Genomic DNA, 16723 nt, shown 5'->3' on the forward strand with positions numbered 1-16723 from the left:
CTTGGGCTTGCTTCTAGAGTGTGAGTACTCCAATCTGTTTTTCTTATGGTAAGTAAAAGCAACATTAAGCATATAATATTCAATTATCAAGTATAGTTATAATAAATATATTATTACAATTTTATATGGTTTGGATGTTTGGAGTGTGGCTATAATTTGGGTAGTAGTGACTATTTCGCCGTAACTTTATCATCTATTTTTACAACGAAGGGTGTGTCTTTTTCAGAGGATTGACAGTGGTTCTCTAAAGCTACTATTAAACTTTTAATTGTAATATATATTTTATATTAAACTTAACTAATAAACGTCTAAATTTAAATAGGATTAATTATGGATAGTTTAGGTTTTTTAGAAGTACATGCCGTTGACCATTGCAATCACAATTGCCGTTGGTGTCACAACTATTCTCCTTTTTCTCCTAAAAAAGAATATGAAGCTAAAGATTATTTTGAAGGATTAGATGTTCTGCAAAAAAATAAAGTTATCCCGCAAGTTATTTCTATAATGGGAGGAGAGCCTTTTCTGCATTCCAATCTCACAAAATTCGCATTTCACCTTTTCGAACGATACAGAAAGCGGTTAATGATCACTACGAATGGTTTTTGGCTCTCTATCGAAGCTGTTAAGGCATATGATACTCTTTGGAAAATGATTTCGGTTCTTAAAGTCTCTCGGTATCCAACGATTGAAAAACGTCTTGGCGGTGCTGAAGAAGAAAAAAAAGTTGTAGATTTTATTAAAAAAACTTATCCGCATTTGCATGTAATGTTTCCACAAAAAGCCATTTTTAATAAGCTTGAGTTTTTTGAAAAACCCGTTGAAGTGAAACGATATTGCGGTAATTCTTCTTGTATAGCACTTCTTCCGAATATGAAAATGGCTCGCTGCGGGGCGGGTGCATATGCCCATCTCGCACCTGAAGGGGTGCTGCCTGAAGGATTTAAAAAATGTACACAGATGTTTTATGACTTGCAAAATTTTAAGCCGTCCAGTTTTAAGCTTTGGTATAATCTTTATCCCTTAGAGGCTTGTAGTTATTGCAGTTTTTCAGAAAATGATATCCAAGTTAGCTGGAAAGTTGAGAAGGGGCGGACACCATTTAATGATGATTACGACTTTGAATATTTTTGTAATTTAGGCAAGGCTATGATCATTCAAAATAATATTCCGGCAGCCAAACAGCAAATCCGGTATTTATTTGAGAGGTTTGGGGAAAAAGCAGAGATCTCCGTGTTGGCAGGTATTGCCTCCATTAATTCCGGTAATCTTCAGGAGGGGTTAAGTTCTTTTGCAGAGGCCCTTGAATTAGATTCTGATAATGCTGAAGCTAGAAAATTTTTACATCAAGTGCGTGAGCAAGTAGTTCAAAAATGATCATGTCTCTTAAATATTAATTGGATTCCTACCGGGTTAGCCATAGTAAATAAAAGGTTTATACTCAAATGAGTGTAAACCTTTTTTATTGTTTTTAACTGTATGTTCAATCGGTTCTTTTAATAGTTTCCATCTAGTTTATCAATGACAGAATCAGGGTTTGATGCTTTGACCAGTTTGATGAGAATGCTCTTGTTTATGCGATCTATTTCAATTCCGCTTTTAGAGGCAAGGCGCAGTGTTTTGCGGATATCTGATTGCACATGGGTGATTTTGGAGGAGTATTCCCGGTCAAGGGAGAATGAAATATTATCGTTGTTGGTTGTGGCAATATATTTACGGGGAACACGCAGGCTTCGGAGTTTGTAGTGATACATCATGGTATTGATCTGAAATTGCCCAGCATATCGCTTATGCGAATGCTGTCTTTCTAATTTTGATTTGACATATGCTTTGTTGTCCTCTGCACTGAAATCATCATGAGTGCCCCATTCAAAATCGTTTACGTAAAGTCTTTTTCTGTTCTGGAGGTCGGTACGCAGGCTGTAGTCACCGTCTTCTGCGCCGTAAGAACCGTAATCTTCGTTCCACATTCCGATATTTTTGAAAGACAGGCCGTCCATAAAGAACAATCCACCAGGATGCGATCCTTTTCTGTCAGATCTGTCTAGAAGGTCATTGCCGTACATGGTGGGTACTTTTGCGTAATGCTCTTTGGTTGAAAAAATTGGATATGAAAGTATGCTGATATCTTTATGTTTTCTAGCTTTCTCACGCATGGTTTGCAGCCAGCCGTCTTTTGAAAAAAAGATATCGTTATCAAGTCTTAGGTAAAACGGAGCGGTGAATTGTGACCAGATATGGTTCACAGCAACAGCAGGTCCCATATTGCGTGTGAACCTATAAGCGTAATGCACAAGTCCTTTTTCTCGCAACCGGCACAAAAGTTCCCATGTGTCGTCAGTGCTGGCATTGTCCACTACGCAAAGTGTAAAATCACATCCGGCATGTTTCCATATGGATTCGATTGTTCTGAGAGTGTGTTTACTTCTGTTGAATGCGGTTATGGCAATACATACATCACCGTTTGGAACAGAACGTGACATGGCGTTGGCTGCGAGAATCTGTTTATTATTAATTAGGTTCATAGCTATCTGGTTAAATTTAATAAAAAATTAAAAAAAAACTTGGTCACATGCGTCGAAAATACTCCTGTTTAGATAAACATTATCATAGCGAAGAAGTGTCTATAAAACTAGAAGTTATTTAGTGTATATATTGTTGTTCCGATGAAAAAGAAGGAAGAAGGCGATTGACTTATTATAAGGCATACTCAGCAGTATGAGAGGCGGGGCGTGAAAATTAAATATGATGTAAAATATGAGATTACAAAGTTGCTTGGTATTATACTTCACTTAGAAAAAAGCATGGGCTTTAGGTTCGGTTCCTACCTGGCTAGTCATGGTAAATAAAAAGGTTTATACTCAAAAGAGTGTAAACCTTTTATTTTTTTATTTAATCCCAATTGTTAGGTTAACACCATGAATTAAGTATATGAATTTTGTTGTTATATAATTTAACCAGATAGCCTACTAACAGAGCGGCAATGACTGTTCCTTCACGTATTCCTTCCAGTCTGTTCATTAAAATAAAAGAACTTATTATTCCGATGGCAACCATTGAGCTATCAAGACCTATCTTTATTTTGCCGAATTCTTTTTTGAAAGTATCCGTAATTACAATCGTTAACCCTTCACCGGGAAGGTATGTAAGGTTTGCTTTTACCAATAGAAAAATACCGAATGCGATGACAATGCAACTTAGTAAGCTACATATAATCTGCCACACGTAGGTTGAAGCATTGAGTCCGGATATAAGATATAAGGCAAAGTCAATATAAAATCCGAAGAGAGTTACTGCTACCAGTTGTGAGAAATGCAGAAGAGTGTATTTTTTTCGTAAAATCAAAAACTGCGCGATAACGAAAAGAGTATTCATGAAAATGGTCAGTTCGCCCAGAGTATAGTTGGATTGTAGGCTATATACATATGGAATGCATGATATAGGAGAAACTCCTAAGTTGGCTTTGACTGATAAAGCCACGCCTAGCGCCATTATAAAAATTCCTAAGATTGCTATAAAAAATCTTTTGATGATATTAATTTTTGACATGTATTTATCTCAAAAAGACAGCATATTAAGTGTCTTTGTGTTCGTTGGCAGATATATGAGAATATAAATTGTCTACCATTTTATTAAGCATCCCCATAAACAGTAGCCGCTCTTTTTCATCAAAGTCTTTAAAAAGAACTTCGTTATGGTTTTTGAGGATACCTATAATGTTAGTCTGTAAAGATTTAGCTTTGTCTGTAGGATAAACTAGCTTTCGCCGACGGTCTTCTCGGTCTTCTTTGCGGTAGACAAGTCCTTTTTTTTCAAGGTCTTGTAGTGCTCTGGCTGTTGCAGCCCGATCAATCTGTAGATAATTTGTTAAATCTTCCTGAACAATCCCTTCGTTGCACAGTATTTTCATTAAGAAAGGGATTTTACCTCGTCCTATATCTATTTGAGACAACGGTCCCGATAGATAGGTCATACTAAGGCGATGTATTATGGATAATCTTCGTCCTGGTGAATTTTGGTCAAATTTTTGTATTTGTTCTAAAGCCATGGGTACCTCAATTAGTTGACAGGTCAATTGTTGACTGGTCAATAAAATTTGCGGCCTTGGTTGTCAAGGAGCTTGATTGTCTTTGGGGTGTTTAAGAAGAGGGGAGATGAGGTCTTATCTTTTATCGATAGGTATGAAACTGGAATGACGTGGTACTTATTGAAATAAAAAGGTTTATACTCAAACGAGTGTAAACCTTTTTATTGTGAGTTCAGAGCGTTTATGCCGTCTCAACAAGAATAGCTTCGGCTTGATCAGAACGTAAGTGCAGGCGCAAACCTTCATTGCTGAGAATAATTACATGATTGTTGTGGCTCATGCGGAAATCTTTTGCCGGTTCAACGTTTTCAAGTCTGATATTTATTCCGGGTTTGATTCCGAAGAATGATAATTTTTCCGCAACTCTGGGGCTGCCGAGGATAGATTTTGTTTCAAAAGTTTCTCTTTTGCCACAGGTTGCAAGCTGACATTCTTCCTTGCCGCATACTCCCCATACTTTAGCTGCCATGCCTTCAGTTATATGAGTACTTTTTCCGTCCACTACTACGTGGTAATTCATAGAAGGAAGGCACCGGATAAATTCAATATTATCCCCTTCGTTTAAACCTAGAGTTTTAAGGCTGCTTTCCAGACAGGATGCCGCTGTGAGTCCTTCGATGTGGCCTTTTTCGCCTTTTCTCATTTCAAATACCGGAGTTTTATGTCCGTCATCGTGATGAATTATTATTTTTGAAGCCATTCCGGCAGCAAGTAGGACTTCACCTTTCGGGCCTTTGACTCTTACCGGGCAAAGTACAGAATCTTCAGACATAATTTTCAGTTCACAGCCTGGGCGCAGCCCCATGCGTTCCAGTCGGTTTTTAAGATTTTCTCTAGTGATAGTTTTCAGAATCAACGGTGTTTCAATGGGGGCTTTAGTGAGAGGAGTGGACATTATAGCGCCTCGTTTAATGGTTCTTTGGGGTTGGATTCGCAAGGTGAAGATGATGTTTTCAGGGCTGCATATCCTAGAATTCCCACTGTGCTTAAATTATGAGCCATTGCCGCTGTCAGTGTCGATATTTTACCTGTTCCTGCCAGAAGAAGGGTGGCAGAATTGATTGCAACAGCCGACCACAGGCAGGAGGTGAGAGTCTCGCGGTTATTGATCGCAATAAGGCGGGCTTTCAAAAGTGTTCTCATGTCTTCATCCATCATAACGACCTGTGCGGACTCGCGCGCAAGGTCGGCCCCTGAGGGCATACATATTCCGACATCCGCACATATTAATGCAGGAGTATCGTTGACGCCGTCTCCAGCGAATCCTACTTTTGCACCGCGGTCTTTGAGTCTTTTTACAATGGTGGCTTTGTCCTCGGGCTTAAGTTCCCAATGGACAGAATCAACGGCGGGAAGTTGTGCTGCGAGCGCCAATGCTGTCGAGCGATGATCTCCGGTAAGAATTTCGATATGTTTGATTCCAGCGGCTTTGAATCCTGCAAGGGTTTCCGCTGCTTCGGGGCGCAGTTCATCGCGCATGGCGATGATTCCGATAAGTTTTTCATTCATTGCTACAAATAGAAGGTTTTTACCCTCATTACGTAACTGACGTGAAGTCTCTTCCATGGATGTGCAGTCTACGAGTTCATCTTCTTCTATAAAGTGCTGGCTTCCGACAAGTATTCTTTTTCCGTCAACATATGCGGAAACACCGTGGGCAACAATAAAGTCGACCCCGCTTACTTTCGGTAGTGATATGTCGCGGTCCTTGGCTTCTTTAACGACCGCTTTGGCAACGGGGTGGGCATAATGTTCTTCGGCTCCGGCAGCAATAGAAAGAAGTTCTTTTTCAGAAAAGGCAGGTATGGGTACAATGTCGGTAATTTTCAGAATTCCTTGGGTCAGGGTTCCGGTTTTGTCGAATACAAGGGTGTCAATGGCTGCTAGATTTTCTAAAGCCTGACCTCCTTTCAGCAGAACTCCTGCCTGACTGGCTGTATACATGCTTGTTCTGGTAGCAATAGGAGTGGAGAGTTTGATTGCGCACGAGTAGTCAACTGTGAGAACTGCCGCGGCCCGGGCTGCATCCTGTGTGAAAGCATATACTCCCAGACCAAGAGCGAAGGTGAGCGGAACCAGTTTGTCTGCGAGTTCTGAGGATTTAAGCTGAGTTTTGGATTGCGAACGTAATGATGTTTCCAGAAAACGGTTGATCCGTGCCATACCCGTTTCGGAGCCGACTTTGTCAGCCCTGATTTTTAGAGTACCTTCTTCAACCACTGTGCCGGAAAGGGTGACATCACCGGGTTGCAGATGTACAGGAACAGATTCGCCTGTGATGGAGCTTTGATTAACTGAGCCGTCACCTTCGACAATGGTTCCTTCCACGGGGATCATTTCTCCGGGACCGCAGACTACAATTTCACCGACTTGCAGTTCTGTAAAATTAATTTCAATTTCCCGTCCGTCCCGTTCAATCCATATCTTTTCTATCTGTGGCTTGAGGAGCGTTTTTAATAGATCGGTTGATTTTTGCTCAGATTGGTCTTCAAGGTATTCACCTAAACTAAGTAAGGCTCCTATAGAGTTGGAAGTGAAATATTCTCCGCGAAGCAGCGAGAGGGTTTTGACCGTTCCATCCAGAACTTCAATTTTGACACCGCGGGTGAACAGAGTTTGGATTGCAGTAACAATTCCCGGAATTGCAAGGCCCCAGCTTGTAGCCATCTGTACAGGGCCGGGAAGTATTGGGATAGCCGCTGCGACTGCTGTTTTAGCTCCAACATCGAAAAGATCCACGCTGTGGTTTTTTTTATTACGATTCAAGAAAGCTTCATTCGGGATTTGTTTAAGTGCCGCAATAATTGATGTTCTGGTGGCATCGGTTCCATCATAATCAACGACTATGCAAAATGCGGGACCGTTGACTCTTACGGCTGTAACTCCAGAAAGAGATTCCACTCCGGCTTGCAGGTAATTAAGGTCCAGATCCGGGGCGAGCATTATGATTGAACGCAGTCTTATTCTATAGGGAAGTTCGTGGACAATTTCAAAACGGCTGGTCCTGAGCGGCATGCGAGTCATTTTGTAATCCTTTTGGGAGTTTTATAGGCCGCGCAATGCATTATTGTGAATCCTACAAAAGCAACAGAGGCCCAGATATGCAAGGGTTTGGCTCCTTTGAATTTTAGAATGCCGGAAGTGAAGGTTACTCCCAGTGAAGCGACCATTCCGACTTTAGCGGCAGTTTTGGAGAGATTCGGTTCCAGAGGACAGCTGTCTCCGCATGGGCGTTTTTTGATTTTCTTAATTTTTGCAGGTGTTGTGTTCATGATTTCCATTGTGCTTTCGGGTTCCGCTTAAAGCGGAACCCGAAAGTTTATAATATATTTATACTATTTAGATTGGCTGACTTCAGCTTTAATGTCCTGAATTTTTTCCTTTGCTTCTTCAATTCCACCTTGGATAGCAGTCCATATCCGCACTGATCCTGAAACGACTGCTTTCTGTACCTTGGGATTTGAGGCAACAAGAGCGACTCCTGCTCCGATAGCAATACCTTTGAGGTAGCGGGAATCAGTAACGTTTACCCAGCTTTTCAGGCGGGAGGGTGCATTTTCAGCCTGAATTGGTTGAACGGGCTGAATCTGCTGAACAGGCTGCTGAACTGGAACAACCTGATTGGGATAAGCAGTCACAGGTGGGGCCTGATAATAGTATGTGTAATCGCTGTTATAATCTTGACTCATTATACTGTTCCTTTATCTTCTTTGGTTTTAGCTGTTTGTGCTGCTTTGTATTCTTGTTCTGCTTTGAGATCTTCTTGTTTTTCCTGTTCTTCAGCGGACATTTCATCGGATTTTCCGAAGATGCTTCCTACGCCTGAAGTAAAGACGGATCTGACTGTTTCGCTTGTGCATACAAAGGTTATTCCTGCTCCAACAAGCAGTCCTTTCCAAAAGCTGTCATCAATGCCGTTGAAAAAGCTGAGAAAGTTGGAAGGGTCAGCGTTGCCGTCAGCGGTATCTTTAACCAGATTTACAAATTGTTTGATCTGTTCGTCTGCTGCCGGAGGGGCGGAAAGTGGAACCTGCTGCGGAATAGGTTGCTGGTAGGGCTGTTGAATAGGCTGAGCATACATTGGCTGCTGGTATACAGGCTGTCCGTAAACGGGCTGCTGAATAGGCTGTCCGTAGACAGGTTGCTGGATTGGCTGTGCGTAAACAGGCTGTTGGATTGGTTGCTGCACTGGCTGCTGGATTGGTTGTCCATAGACTGGCTGTCCCTGAATATCCGTCTGAGCATATCCGGTTGACACGGGAGATCCCTGATAAGGATCGCCGGGCATAGTGTAGGAATAATGAGGCTGTCCCATATCCGGTCCCATTACCGGCTGTGCGGTGTAGGGCTGTTGTGGAATGGTTGTTTCTTCATGTGAATGCTGATCCGGTGCCGGCTGAATAGTCTGTTCTGTAGTCATTGTTTTCTCCTGTTTTATTCTTTTAATTATTTTTAATATGAGGTTTAGTTCATCAGTTTTCCGTAAAGACCTGTGATAATCTCAACCTTTTTAATTTTGTCTTTTCCCTGAATCAGTTCTTCGATGATTTCAGGAGATATTTCGTCTGTATTGTATTCGATGACCACAGATCTGGCGGTCATATTAACCCTTGCGGCAAGAATTGCTTTCGGTAATTCTTGATGCTCTTTCATGGCTTTTAATGCCGCGGGTTTGGTAAGGATCAGCGGGCTGAATTTTACCCTTATGCGACCCGGAACGTGGTGAGCCACATCCAGATAGTTTTCGAGATCAATCAGCTTATGAAAGTTCATTCGTTTTTCCTGCTTCTATCATTAATGGTTTGGGGGAGTGGGCCAGAAGTCTTGACGAGTTGGCAATAACTCCCATTGTGTGAGCTATATGGAGGAATCCAGCCATAACTGGAGTGAGTACTCCAGTGGCTCCCATGATAACTCCGACTATGTTTGAGCCTGTTGCCAGCCAGAAGTTCTGGTAAGCTATTTTTACTGTGTCCTGGCTGAGTTTATGTACAAAGGTCAGCCCGTTCAAATCGTCATTAACAAGAGTTATATCCGCGGCTTCTACTGCTACTTCGGCGCCTCCTGTTCCCATGGCTATTCCAACATCTGCTTGTGCGAGTGCCAGTGCGTCATTTATACCGTCTCCCACCATCAGTACTTTTTTGTTTTTATCTTGAAGAGTGCGCACCAGTGTTGCTTTTTCTTCGGGCATGGCCGAGGCATGTATTTCCGGTATGTGTAGAACTTTCGCTAAGTGTTCGGCTGTTGCGGGTTCGTCTCCGGTAACCAGAACAGTCTTTTCAATTCCATTCGCCCTTAAGGATTTAAGAGCGGCAGCAGCCTCGGGTCTGATTGTATTTGCAAAAGCCATAATACCGACAGGTTCTCTATCTTTAACAACATAAATGACAGTCAGCCCTTTACGTTTAAGAGTAGAAACATGGCTGCTCAGTTTGCCGATGCGCACGTCAAATTGTTCTGTGAGTTTTTTGTTACCGACCAATATTTCAGTTGAAGCTCCGACAGCAGAAGGAAGTTCAGCCCGCATTCCTTTACCCAGGAAATATTCGCAGACAGTATGGGTCAGGGGAGATATGTTTCTTTTTTGCGCAGCACTTTTGATTGCTTGAGCCAGCGGATGGTGGTTGTGGGTTTCGACAGAAAGAGCATAATTTAGAATTTCATCTTCGGAAGTACCTTTGATCGCATAAATATGTTCAAGGGACGGTTCGTTTCCGGTAAGGGTTCCGGTTTTGTCAAAGCAGGCAATTTCACAATGTCCCACTTCTTCAAGATACCTTCCTCCTTTGATGAGGATGTTGTGTCTTGCCGCAGTGTTGATGGCTGCGCTGATAGGAGTTGAAGCTGAAAGTACGGTGGCACATGGACAGGCCATGACCAGAAGCACGGTGAACGCTCTCCACGGACTGGCTGTTAGCAGCAAGGTGCCGATAGTTGCTCCCAGACCTATTTTGACTAAGCGTACTGAAAGTTTGTCTGCTACTAATTCAATGTCGGTTTTATTTTCAAGAGAGTCTTCTACTTTATGAAGAATTCTAGCGAGATAAGTACTGTCTCCAACTTCTTCTGCTTTGACGTAGATTACGCCTTCACGCACGAATGTTCCGGCGAAAACCTTGTCCTCGGTTTTTTTGTGTATAAAGTCGGCTCTTCCTGTGATCGGGGCTTCGTTTATTAATCCCTGACCATCCACAATGAGCCCGTCAATGCAGATTTTTTCTCCGGTGTGCAGGACAACCACATCTCCTTTTTGAAGTTGATTTATTTCAACTTCAACCTCCACTTCATCTTTCAGTACAAAAGTATGATGGGAAGTCTTATCAAGAATGCCTGAAATAGCACGGCGGGAACGTTCTGTAATCCAAGCGGTCAGAAGTTCTGCTCCGGCATTGATCCAGAGTATTTCAAAGGCAGTCATGGCCTCTCCGGCAACAACCGCAGCAATAATGCCGCCGGCAAGAATCCCTTCAAGTCCAAATTTTCTGTCTTTGATTTTTTTGAATGCTTCTTTTACCAGCGGAGCGGCAGCAATTACAGTGATAAATCCCAGAGGACTTAAAAGCGTTTGAGCAATGGTCAATCCCAGTAGGGATTCGCTTATTAATACAGCGCCACCTACTGCGGAGATGAAGGAGAAAGATCTTAAAGCGTTGCGGACTTCGGGGCAGCACCCTTTTTCTTTGTTATTTACCGGGCAATTTTTTTTGTAATTAATTCCGAGAAGATCATGAATTGTTCTGGTTAACAGTTCAGGGGAAAGGACGTGGTCATTGTAGTTTATAATTACACAGGAACATTTTTTATTGATTCTTGTGTGGTTGACCCCTTCAAGGGTTTCTAGATTTTTTTCAAGAGAACTGGAAAGTAGATGGTTATTTTTTAGAATCGAAATTTTTAGTCGGATTCTTCCCGGTATCGAGTGTTGTACTTTTGTCTTATTGTGTCTTGTTTTCACTTGTCAGGTCCTGTTTTCAGTCGGAAAAAATCTGACTGCCCTTGTTTGAGATTGAAAATGAAACTCAACTTCACAGAAGGCTAAATACAAATACAGAATCTCTTTGTCAACGATAAATTTATTTTTAATACAACAAAGCTTTTTTAATTTTAGATAAGTAAGGAGGCTGGTTAGTCTTGAGGATGGAGGGCTTTATCCGGATTTTAAAGAGAGCGAATGAGTAAACCTGCGCTGATTGGAATTTCAAACGCAGGTTTTTTATATTCAGGATTCAATTTTTTTTGTTAAATTTGTTCCAATAGATTTATCCCACATGATTTTTGTTCCTGTGGCTATTGCGGTAAAGCCTATAATTCCGGCAAGTCCACCAATTCCGAGCAAACCTACGATGGCTATTCCAGTACCTGTAGCCAATCCCGTTCCAGCTGATTCTGTTGCTACAGCTTTTATTACTTCACGGCTTGTCATTTTGCCTTCTTTAACTGCGATTGTTCCGCGTACAGCGGTTACAGTTCCGCTGATCAAAGCTCCGGTGACTGCCATGGAGGCTGTTGCGATAGGAAGTATTCTTGTTGTGGGCGTAGTCATGATTAGCTCCTTTGTTAAGATCCATGAATTAATTATCCGTTTTAAATATTACTAGTTACAGATAAGTTTGGAAAACAGTTCAATTGAGTATCAATTGCAAATTAGGATGTTGTTTTGAGCTTGCGAATTCGTTCGTTGAGGTATTGACAATTTGTTTTATTTGATAATAGTCATGAATCTCATTCTCAACAAGAAGGGGGAGACATGACAAGTCCTCAACATATTTTTTTAAAATATTTGTCAAAAAAAGGCATGGCTGCAACTGAACAGCGCAGGGTTGTGTTGGAGATTTTTCTCAAGAGTAAAGGGCATTTTTCTTATAAAGAACTTTATATTCAGGTCCGTGAAGCAGATTCGAGTATAAGTTCGGTTACGGTCTACAGAACAGTCAAACTTCTTGCTAAGTGCGGTATTGCCGGGTCCATTGATTTCGGGGACGGGATCACTCGTTATGAATGCAGGTATAACAGGCCTCATCATGATCATCTCGTCTGCACAAAATGCGGTAAGAAGATAGGGGTGGTCGATGACAGTATTGAAAATTTGCAGGAGTTGCTGGCTGAAAAGCATGGGTTCAGTATAAAAAGACACAAGATGATTCTTTTTGGAATTTGTTCTGATTGTCGCGATAGTTAACTTTGGCTGTGCAATTAATTTTCAATTGCGATGTTTGCAATAATAGTCACGGAATATGTAGTAACGTTTTTATGAATTGATCATAAAATTTAAATAGTAGGAGGATAGTGGTATGAATTTAGGTAGATTTTTATTGGTTTCAACAACTGCGACGATTGTAGGTGTTGCTGCTTACGCTATTTTTAAAGCGGGCGGCGTTAAGCCTGCAATGATAGAAGCCGTTAAAGGGACTATCAAAGCCGGGGACTGGACGGCAGAGAAGTATGTTAGCGCAAAGCAGGAGGTCACACGGCTGGTAGATGAGGCTAAGGCTGATATGGCTGAAGGAGCTTAGACCTGATAATTCGGTGTGCTCAGGGTTATTTTTTTATATTCGAGAAGGACTTATTACTTTATCTCTTCCTGTGTTTTTTGCGAAATAGAGAGCTTTGTCTGCGGTTTCTACAAGTCGGACCGCTTCGGTTTCAGGGTTTTTGGCCTGATGATTCAGTCTGGAAATACCAATACTAAGGCTGCTTCTGCCAATGCTTAATTCCGCAAATCGTAGCCGTATTCGTTCCGCGACCTGTTCACAGCGGTATGAATCAATACCCACGAGAATTGCACCGAATTCATCTCCTCCGAAGCGGAAGGGGAAGTCCGTTCCTGTTCGAACTGAAGAGTTGATAATTTGTCCCAATTGAGCCAGTAGCCTATCTCCTTCCATGTGGCCTAACTGGTCGTTGACTTCTTTAAAGTGATCGCAGTCAATCATCATAAGGTGCAGGGGGGTCTTGCAGGATATGCACTTAGAGCAGGATTCAACGATTTTAAGTTCAAAAAAACGTTTGTTGAACAGCCCGGTCAGGTAGTCAGTGTATGAAAGAAGGTTGAGCTTTTCTTTATCTTTGTAAGTTTCTGTAAGGCTTTTGGTTAGACTGTATTCTCTTCTGGCAACAGAGTGCGCCAGCCAGTTGAGGTTCTGTTGAAGACGTACAAGTTCATCTCCAGTGATACTGCTGTTTTTTTCGAAATAATCCATACGGTGATTCAGCTTTCCACGTTTGAGGTCCACGCAGAATTTATTCATTTCGCGCAGTTTTCTGTTAACCAGCCACTCATTAAGCCAATTGGCGATGGGGGAACAAAATGCAACGCACAGGCTGAAGTGCAGGCTCATATACATGAGTAATTCTTTTCTGTCGGCAAATTCTATTAGAACCAGCAGAAATCCGGCTGGAAGGATTAAAAGTAAAAAAATAGCAATTAATGCACGATTTTTTAAACTGGCCTTTGTAAACTTTAATCCAGTTCGGAGCAGATAGCCTCCAATGCTGGAGTTTTTTAAGGTTGTCAGTATGTTGTTTAGAAATCTTAGGTTCTCTTTATAAGATATATTATTCATTGCTGATCCTGCGCTGATGGGTGTTCTCTATTGTGTTTCCAGTTGTTCATAGTGGTTGGTCTAATGAAATTAATAATCAATATCAAGTAAAAGTTTGTGGTGAAAAATTTAAGTTTTATTGTTGACAAGAAAAAACTAGCTGGCTAGTAATTGATTTCGAAATTCATTCTCATAATCATCAAAGCAAGGTTTAGGCGGAGAAAAAATGTTTAATAAGTTCGATTTTCTTAACGGCGGAATCTCTTCCGGCAAGAGAGAGCAGCGGCGTAGGCATGGAGGCAGAGGCGGGCCCGGTAAAAAATGCATTATGCGCGGTAAAAGTGTTCTGGATATTGCTGTGGGTGGTAAGGCTAAAATAAGAAGACATTTTTCATGCGGCGCAGTGCGGCAGCGTCTGCTTGATCTGGGTTTTATTCCAGGCCGTGAGGTTGAGGTGATCAGGGTTGCAACTCTCGGGTGTCCGCTTGAGCTTAAGGTTGCCGGATATTGCGTTACCCTGCGTCGTACTGAGGCGTATGAAATTGAGGTGGAAGATGAGTTTAGAGGTTAATAGCAAAGGCAAGGCAGCCAAAGATAATTTCCTTATTGCGCTGGCCGGGCAGCAAAATGCCGGTAAATCTACAACGTATAACATGCTTACCGGAGCAAATCAGCATGTGGCTAATTATCCGGGGGTAACCGTTGATAAAAAAGTCGGCAGCTATCGTGAAGGAAAGACTCGTTATGAAATTGTCGACCTTCCCGGTACATACAGCCTGACTTCGTTTTCACTCGAGGAAAGGGTGTCGCGTGATTTTTTTCTTGAGGAAAAGCCTGACGTAGTGGTTAATGTCGTGGATGCAACTGCTTTGCGCCGCAGTCTGTATTTTACTTTTCAGGTTTTGGAGATGGATTTTCCGGTTACTATTGCCCTGAATATGATGGATGTTGCTGAAAGTCAGGGGTTAACCATTGATTTGCAGGAACTAAGTTCGCGGCTCGGGGTGGATGTTGTCGCCACTGTGGGACGTAAGGGTAAAGGGAAGCAGGCACTGAAAGCCGCAATTCGTAAGTCAGTCAATCAGGAAGCTTATAATCGTCCTGTTACAATTGACTACGGTGAGCTTGAAGAGCATTTGCAGGAACTTGAAAAAAAGCTGGCTGAAGATGCCTTTTTAGGGGGGCTTTATCCGTTACGCTGGCTGGCAATCAAGCTGCTTGAAAATGATCCTGAAGTGTGCAGGCTTGTTGAATCAAAACATTTTAAAGGGTCAGAAATAATTGAAAATTCTATTTCGCGCCGTGATAGTTTTGAAGAAGCCTTGGATATTGATACGGGAGACTACATTGTCGCCTGCCGGGACAGGGTTGCAGGTGAGATTGTAGATGCATGTGTTCAGAAAGAGGATAGTTCGAAACAGCCTGTTTCCGAACGTATTGATAGATGGGTACTCAACCGTGCAATGGCTCCCTTTTTTCTTCTTGCTACAGTCTTTATTATTTATGAGCTTTCTATTGTTCAGGGGTATAAGCTTACTATTTATACTTGGCCTTTGCTGGCAAAATTCAGGGATATTATCGCCAGCTTTTTACCTTCGGCAGGATTGATTGAGGATTCTTTGCTGAGGTCCATGGGGCTGTGGATGGTGGATAGTGCCAACACTCTTTTAAACTATGTGCCGATCTTTTTTATTCTTTTTGCGCTTATAGCCATCCTGGAAGACTCCGGCTACATGGCTCGCATTGCTTTTATTTTAGACCGCATATTTCATAGTTTCGGTTTGCATGGACAATCAACACTTCCATTTATTCTGGGTGGAGTTTTTGCCGGAGGATGTGCTGTTCCGGGGATTATGTCCACCAAAGGTATTCCCGATGAAAGGTCGCGGCTGGCAACGATTTTAACGGTTCCGTTTATGAATTGTCTGGCAAAAATTCCCCTTTATACCTTGCTGGTGAATATTTATTTTGCCGAGCATAAATCATGGGCAATGTTCTTTATCGGCACCATCACAATCATAATGGCTATGATTATTGCTAAGGTTTTGACCTCAACAATCCTTAAGGGACGTGAGACCGCTCCGTTTATTATGGAAATGCCCAATTACCATGCACCTACATTGTTCGGAGTCGCGCAACGCTCAATTGAACGTACATGGGAATACATCAAAAAAGTCGGGTCCATTGTTGTAGCCGTTTCCTTGTGTGTGTTTTCCTTGTTGCAATTCCCGGGGCTTAGTGAAGAGCGTATGGATTATTATAACGCTGAAATGAGTAAAGCCGCGGCTGTTTTTGATGCCAAAGTTTCAGGCACTACCTACGCCGAGGTAGGCGAGTCTGGAAAAATGCTTGCTTTGCTTAATTTCTACGATAATTACAAACGCGCTCGGATGAATTCATCAGGTAAGAGTGGGGCCGCTTCAGTTGATGCTAAATTCAAAGCTGATAATCCAGAATTGTTCACTGTGCTGAAACCGCATAGCAATAAAGATGCAAAGATAGTTAACCGTGCTTTGCGTAAGGTTTCATCCAAACGTAAAAGTTTGCGGCGCAAAATAAAGGAAGAGAAAATTAAGACTTCTTTTTTTGGTATGATTGGAAGATCTCTTGAACCTGTAACCCAATTGGCCGGATTTGACTGGAAGGTGAATATTGCTTTGATCAGTTCTTTTGCCGCTCGTGAATCCTCTGTGGCAACAATGGGAGTTTTATATCAGCAAGGGGCGGATGAAAATCAGACACTTGAACAGAGAATGGATAATGAGAGTAAGTCTTCTGGAATGACTCCATTGCATGCTCTCGCAATTATTATTTTCTTTGCTCTTTACCCTCCATGTCTTGCCGCTACGATTATGGTGAAGGTTCAAACCGGGTCATGGAAATGGATGGTCTTTTCCATTGTTTTCCCCACGACGATTGGTTTTGCGGCGGCTTCAGCTGTGTTCACTGTGGGGAATGCGGTGGGGGCCAGCGGTATAGTTATGATGAAAGGGTTTTACCTTGTCTGCCTTGGAATAGCGTTTTTGATAGCACTTCAGAGTAAGCTCTCTTCAGATAAGATAGCAACACGCCACGTGTATCAGGCATAATTTTA

17 protein-coding genes are annotated in these 16723 nt (G+C 42.1%); 5 read left to right on the forward strand and 12 right to left on the reverse strand.

What is annotated here, in order from left to right:
* Nucleotides 1–330: 330 nt before the first annotated feature.
* On the forward strand, nucleotides 331–1374 hold the full coding sequence (locus JEY82_RS16335; RefSeq protein WP_304087574.1) for a radical SAM protein: 1044 nt from the start codon (nucleotides 331–333) through the stop codon (nucleotides 1372–1374).
* Nucleotides 1375–1493: 119 nt separating this feature from the next.
* Here the strand turns inward: JEY82_RS16335 and JEY82_RS16340 are convergent, their stop codons facing one another.
* The 11 genes from JEY82_RS16340 to JEY82_RS16390 form a co-directional block, all read right to left on the reverse strand.
* The gene (locus JEY82_RS16340) at nucleotides 1494–2522 is read right to left on the reverse strand and encodes a glycosyltransferase (protein WP_304087576.1); all 1029 of its coding nucleotides are present in this window, start codon (nucleotides 2520–2522) and stop codon (nucleotides 1494–1496) included.
* 385 nt (nucleotides 2523–2907) lie between these two features.
* Nucleotides 2908–3546, reverse strand: a complete 639-nt coding sequence (locus JEY82_RS16345) for a YitT family protein (protein ID WP_304087578.1) — start codon at nucleotides 3544–3546, stop codon at nucleotides 2908–2910.
* A 25-nt stretch (nucleotides 3547–3571) separates the two neighbouring features.
* A complete protein-coding gene (locus tag JEY82_RS16350; RefSeq protein WP_304087580.1) occupies nucleotides 3572–4045 on the reverse strand; it encodes a MarR family winged helix-turn-helix transcriptional regulator in 474 nt (157 codons plus the stop codon).
* A gap of 220 nt (nucleotides 4046–4265) precedes the next feature.
* Entirely contained in the window at nucleotides 4266–4979 is a 714-nt protein-coding gene (locus tag JEY82_RS16355; RefSeq protein ID WP_304087582.1) for a FeoA domain-containing protein, read from the reverse strand.
* On the reverse strand, nucleotides 4979–7108 hold the full coding sequence (locus tag JEY82_RS16360; protein ID WP_304087584.1) for a heavy metal translocating P-type ATPase: 2130 nt from the start codon (nucleotides 7106–7108) through the stop codon (nucleotides 4979–4981). The genes JEY82_RS16355 and JEY82_RS16360 overlap by 1 nt, the downstream gene beginning before the upstream one ends.
* Complete coding sequence (locus tag JEY82_RS16365) at nucleotides 7105–7365, reverse strand: hypothetical protein (protein WP_092160551.1); 261 nt, start codon at nucleotides 7363–7365, stop codon at nucleotides 7105–7107. The genes JEY82_RS16360 and JEY82_RS16365 overlap by 4 nt, the downstream gene beginning before the upstream one ends.
* 54 nt (nucleotides 7366–7419) lie before the next feature.
* The gene (locus JEY82_RS16370) at nucleotides 7420–7773 is read right to left on the reverse strand and encodes a YtxH domain-containing protein (protein WP_304087587.1); all 354 of its coding nucleotides are present in this window, start codon (nucleotides 7771–7773) and stop codon (nucleotides 7420–7422) included.
* Nucleotides 7773–8504 (reverse strand): hypothetical protein, encoded by a 732-nt coding sequence (locus JEY82_RS16375; RefSeq protein WP_304087589.1) that lies wholly within the window; start codon nucleotides 8502–8504, stop codon nucleotides 7773–7775. The genes JEY82_RS16370 and JEY82_RS16375 overlap by 1 nt, the downstream gene beginning before the upstream one ends.
* Before the next feature lie 44 nt (nucleotides 8505–8548).
* Nucleotides 8549–8857 carry an HMA2 domain-containing protein gene (locus tag JEY82_RS16380; RefSeq protein ID WP_304087591.1) on the reverse strand — a complete coding sequence of 103 codons (309 nt, stop codon included), beginning with the start codon at nucleotides 8855–8857 and terminating at the stop codon, nucleotides 8549–8551.
* Nucleotides 8844–11042 carry a cation-translocating P-type ATPase gene (locus JEY82_RS16385; RefSeq protein WP_304087593.1) on the reverse strand — a complete coding sequence of 733 codons (2199 nt, stop codon included), beginning with the start codon at nucleotides 11040–11042 and terminating at the stop codon, nucleotides 8844–8846. The genes JEY82_RS16380 and JEY82_RS16385 overlap by 14 nt, the downstream gene beginning before the upstream one ends.
* A gap of 264 nt (nucleotides 11043–11306) precedes the next feature.
* A complete protein-coding gene (locus JEY82_RS16390) occupies nucleotides 11307–11630 on the reverse strand; it encodes a hypothetical protein (RefSeq protein ID WP_304087595.1) in 324 nt (107 codons plus the stop codon).
* A gap of 204 nt (nucleotides 11631–11834) precedes the next feature.
* Between JEY82_RS16390 and JEY82_RS16395 the strand changes: the two genes are divergently transcribed.
* Both JEY82_RS16395 and JEY82_RS16400 read left to right on the forward strand, forming a co-directional pair.
* On the forward strand, nucleotides 11835–12266 hold the full coding sequence (locus JEY82_RS16395; protein WP_304087597.1) for a Fur family transcriptional regulator: 432 nt from the start codon (nucleotides 11835–11837) through the stop codon (nucleotides 12264–12266).
* A gap of 112 nt (nucleotides 12267–12378) precedes the next feature.
* Nucleotides 12379–12600, forward strand: coding sequence for a hypothetical protein (locus tag JEY82_RS16400; RefSeq protein ID WP_244512240.1), 222 nt, complete (start codon nucleotides 12379–12381; stop codon nucleotides 12598–12600).
* Between the two features lie 33 nt (nucleotides 12601–12633).
* On the opposite strand, the gene JEY82_RS16405 is transcribed toward JEY82_RS16400, so the two are convergent.
* Nucleotides 12634–13650: a GGDEF domain-containing protein gene (locus tag JEY82_RS16405; RefSeq protein ID WP_304087600.1), complete on the reverse strand. Its 1017-nt coding sequence runs from the start codon at nucleotides 13648–13650 to the stop codon at nucleotides 12634–12636.
* A gap of 205 nt (nucleotides 13651–13855) precedes the next feature.
* Here JEY82_RS16405 and JEY82_RS16410 point away from each other — a divergent pair, with 205 nt between their 5' ends.
* Nucleotides 13856–14200 carry a FeoA family protein gene (locus JEY82_RS16410; protein WP_304087602.1) on the forward strand — a complete coding sequence of 115 codons (345 nt, stop codon included), beginning with the start codon at nucleotides 13856–13858 and terminating at the stop codon, nucleotides 14198–14200.
* Nucleotides 14184–16718: a ferrous iron transport protein B gene (feoB, locus tag JEY82_RS16415; protein WP_304087604.1), complete on the forward strand. Its 2535-nt coding sequence runs from the start codon at nucleotides 14184–14186 to the stop codon at nucleotides 16716–16718. The genes JEY82_RS16410 and feoB overlap by 17 nt, the downstream gene beginning before the upstream one ends.
* The last annotated feature ends 5 nt before the right edge of the window (nucleotides 16719–16723 follow it).

It is taken from the genome of Maridesulfovibrio ferrireducens (genome assembly GCF_016342405.1).
GTDB lineage: Bacteria > Desulfobacterota > Desulfovibrionia > Desulfovibrionales > Desulfovibrionaceae > Maridesulfovibrio > Maridesulfovibrio ferrireducens_A.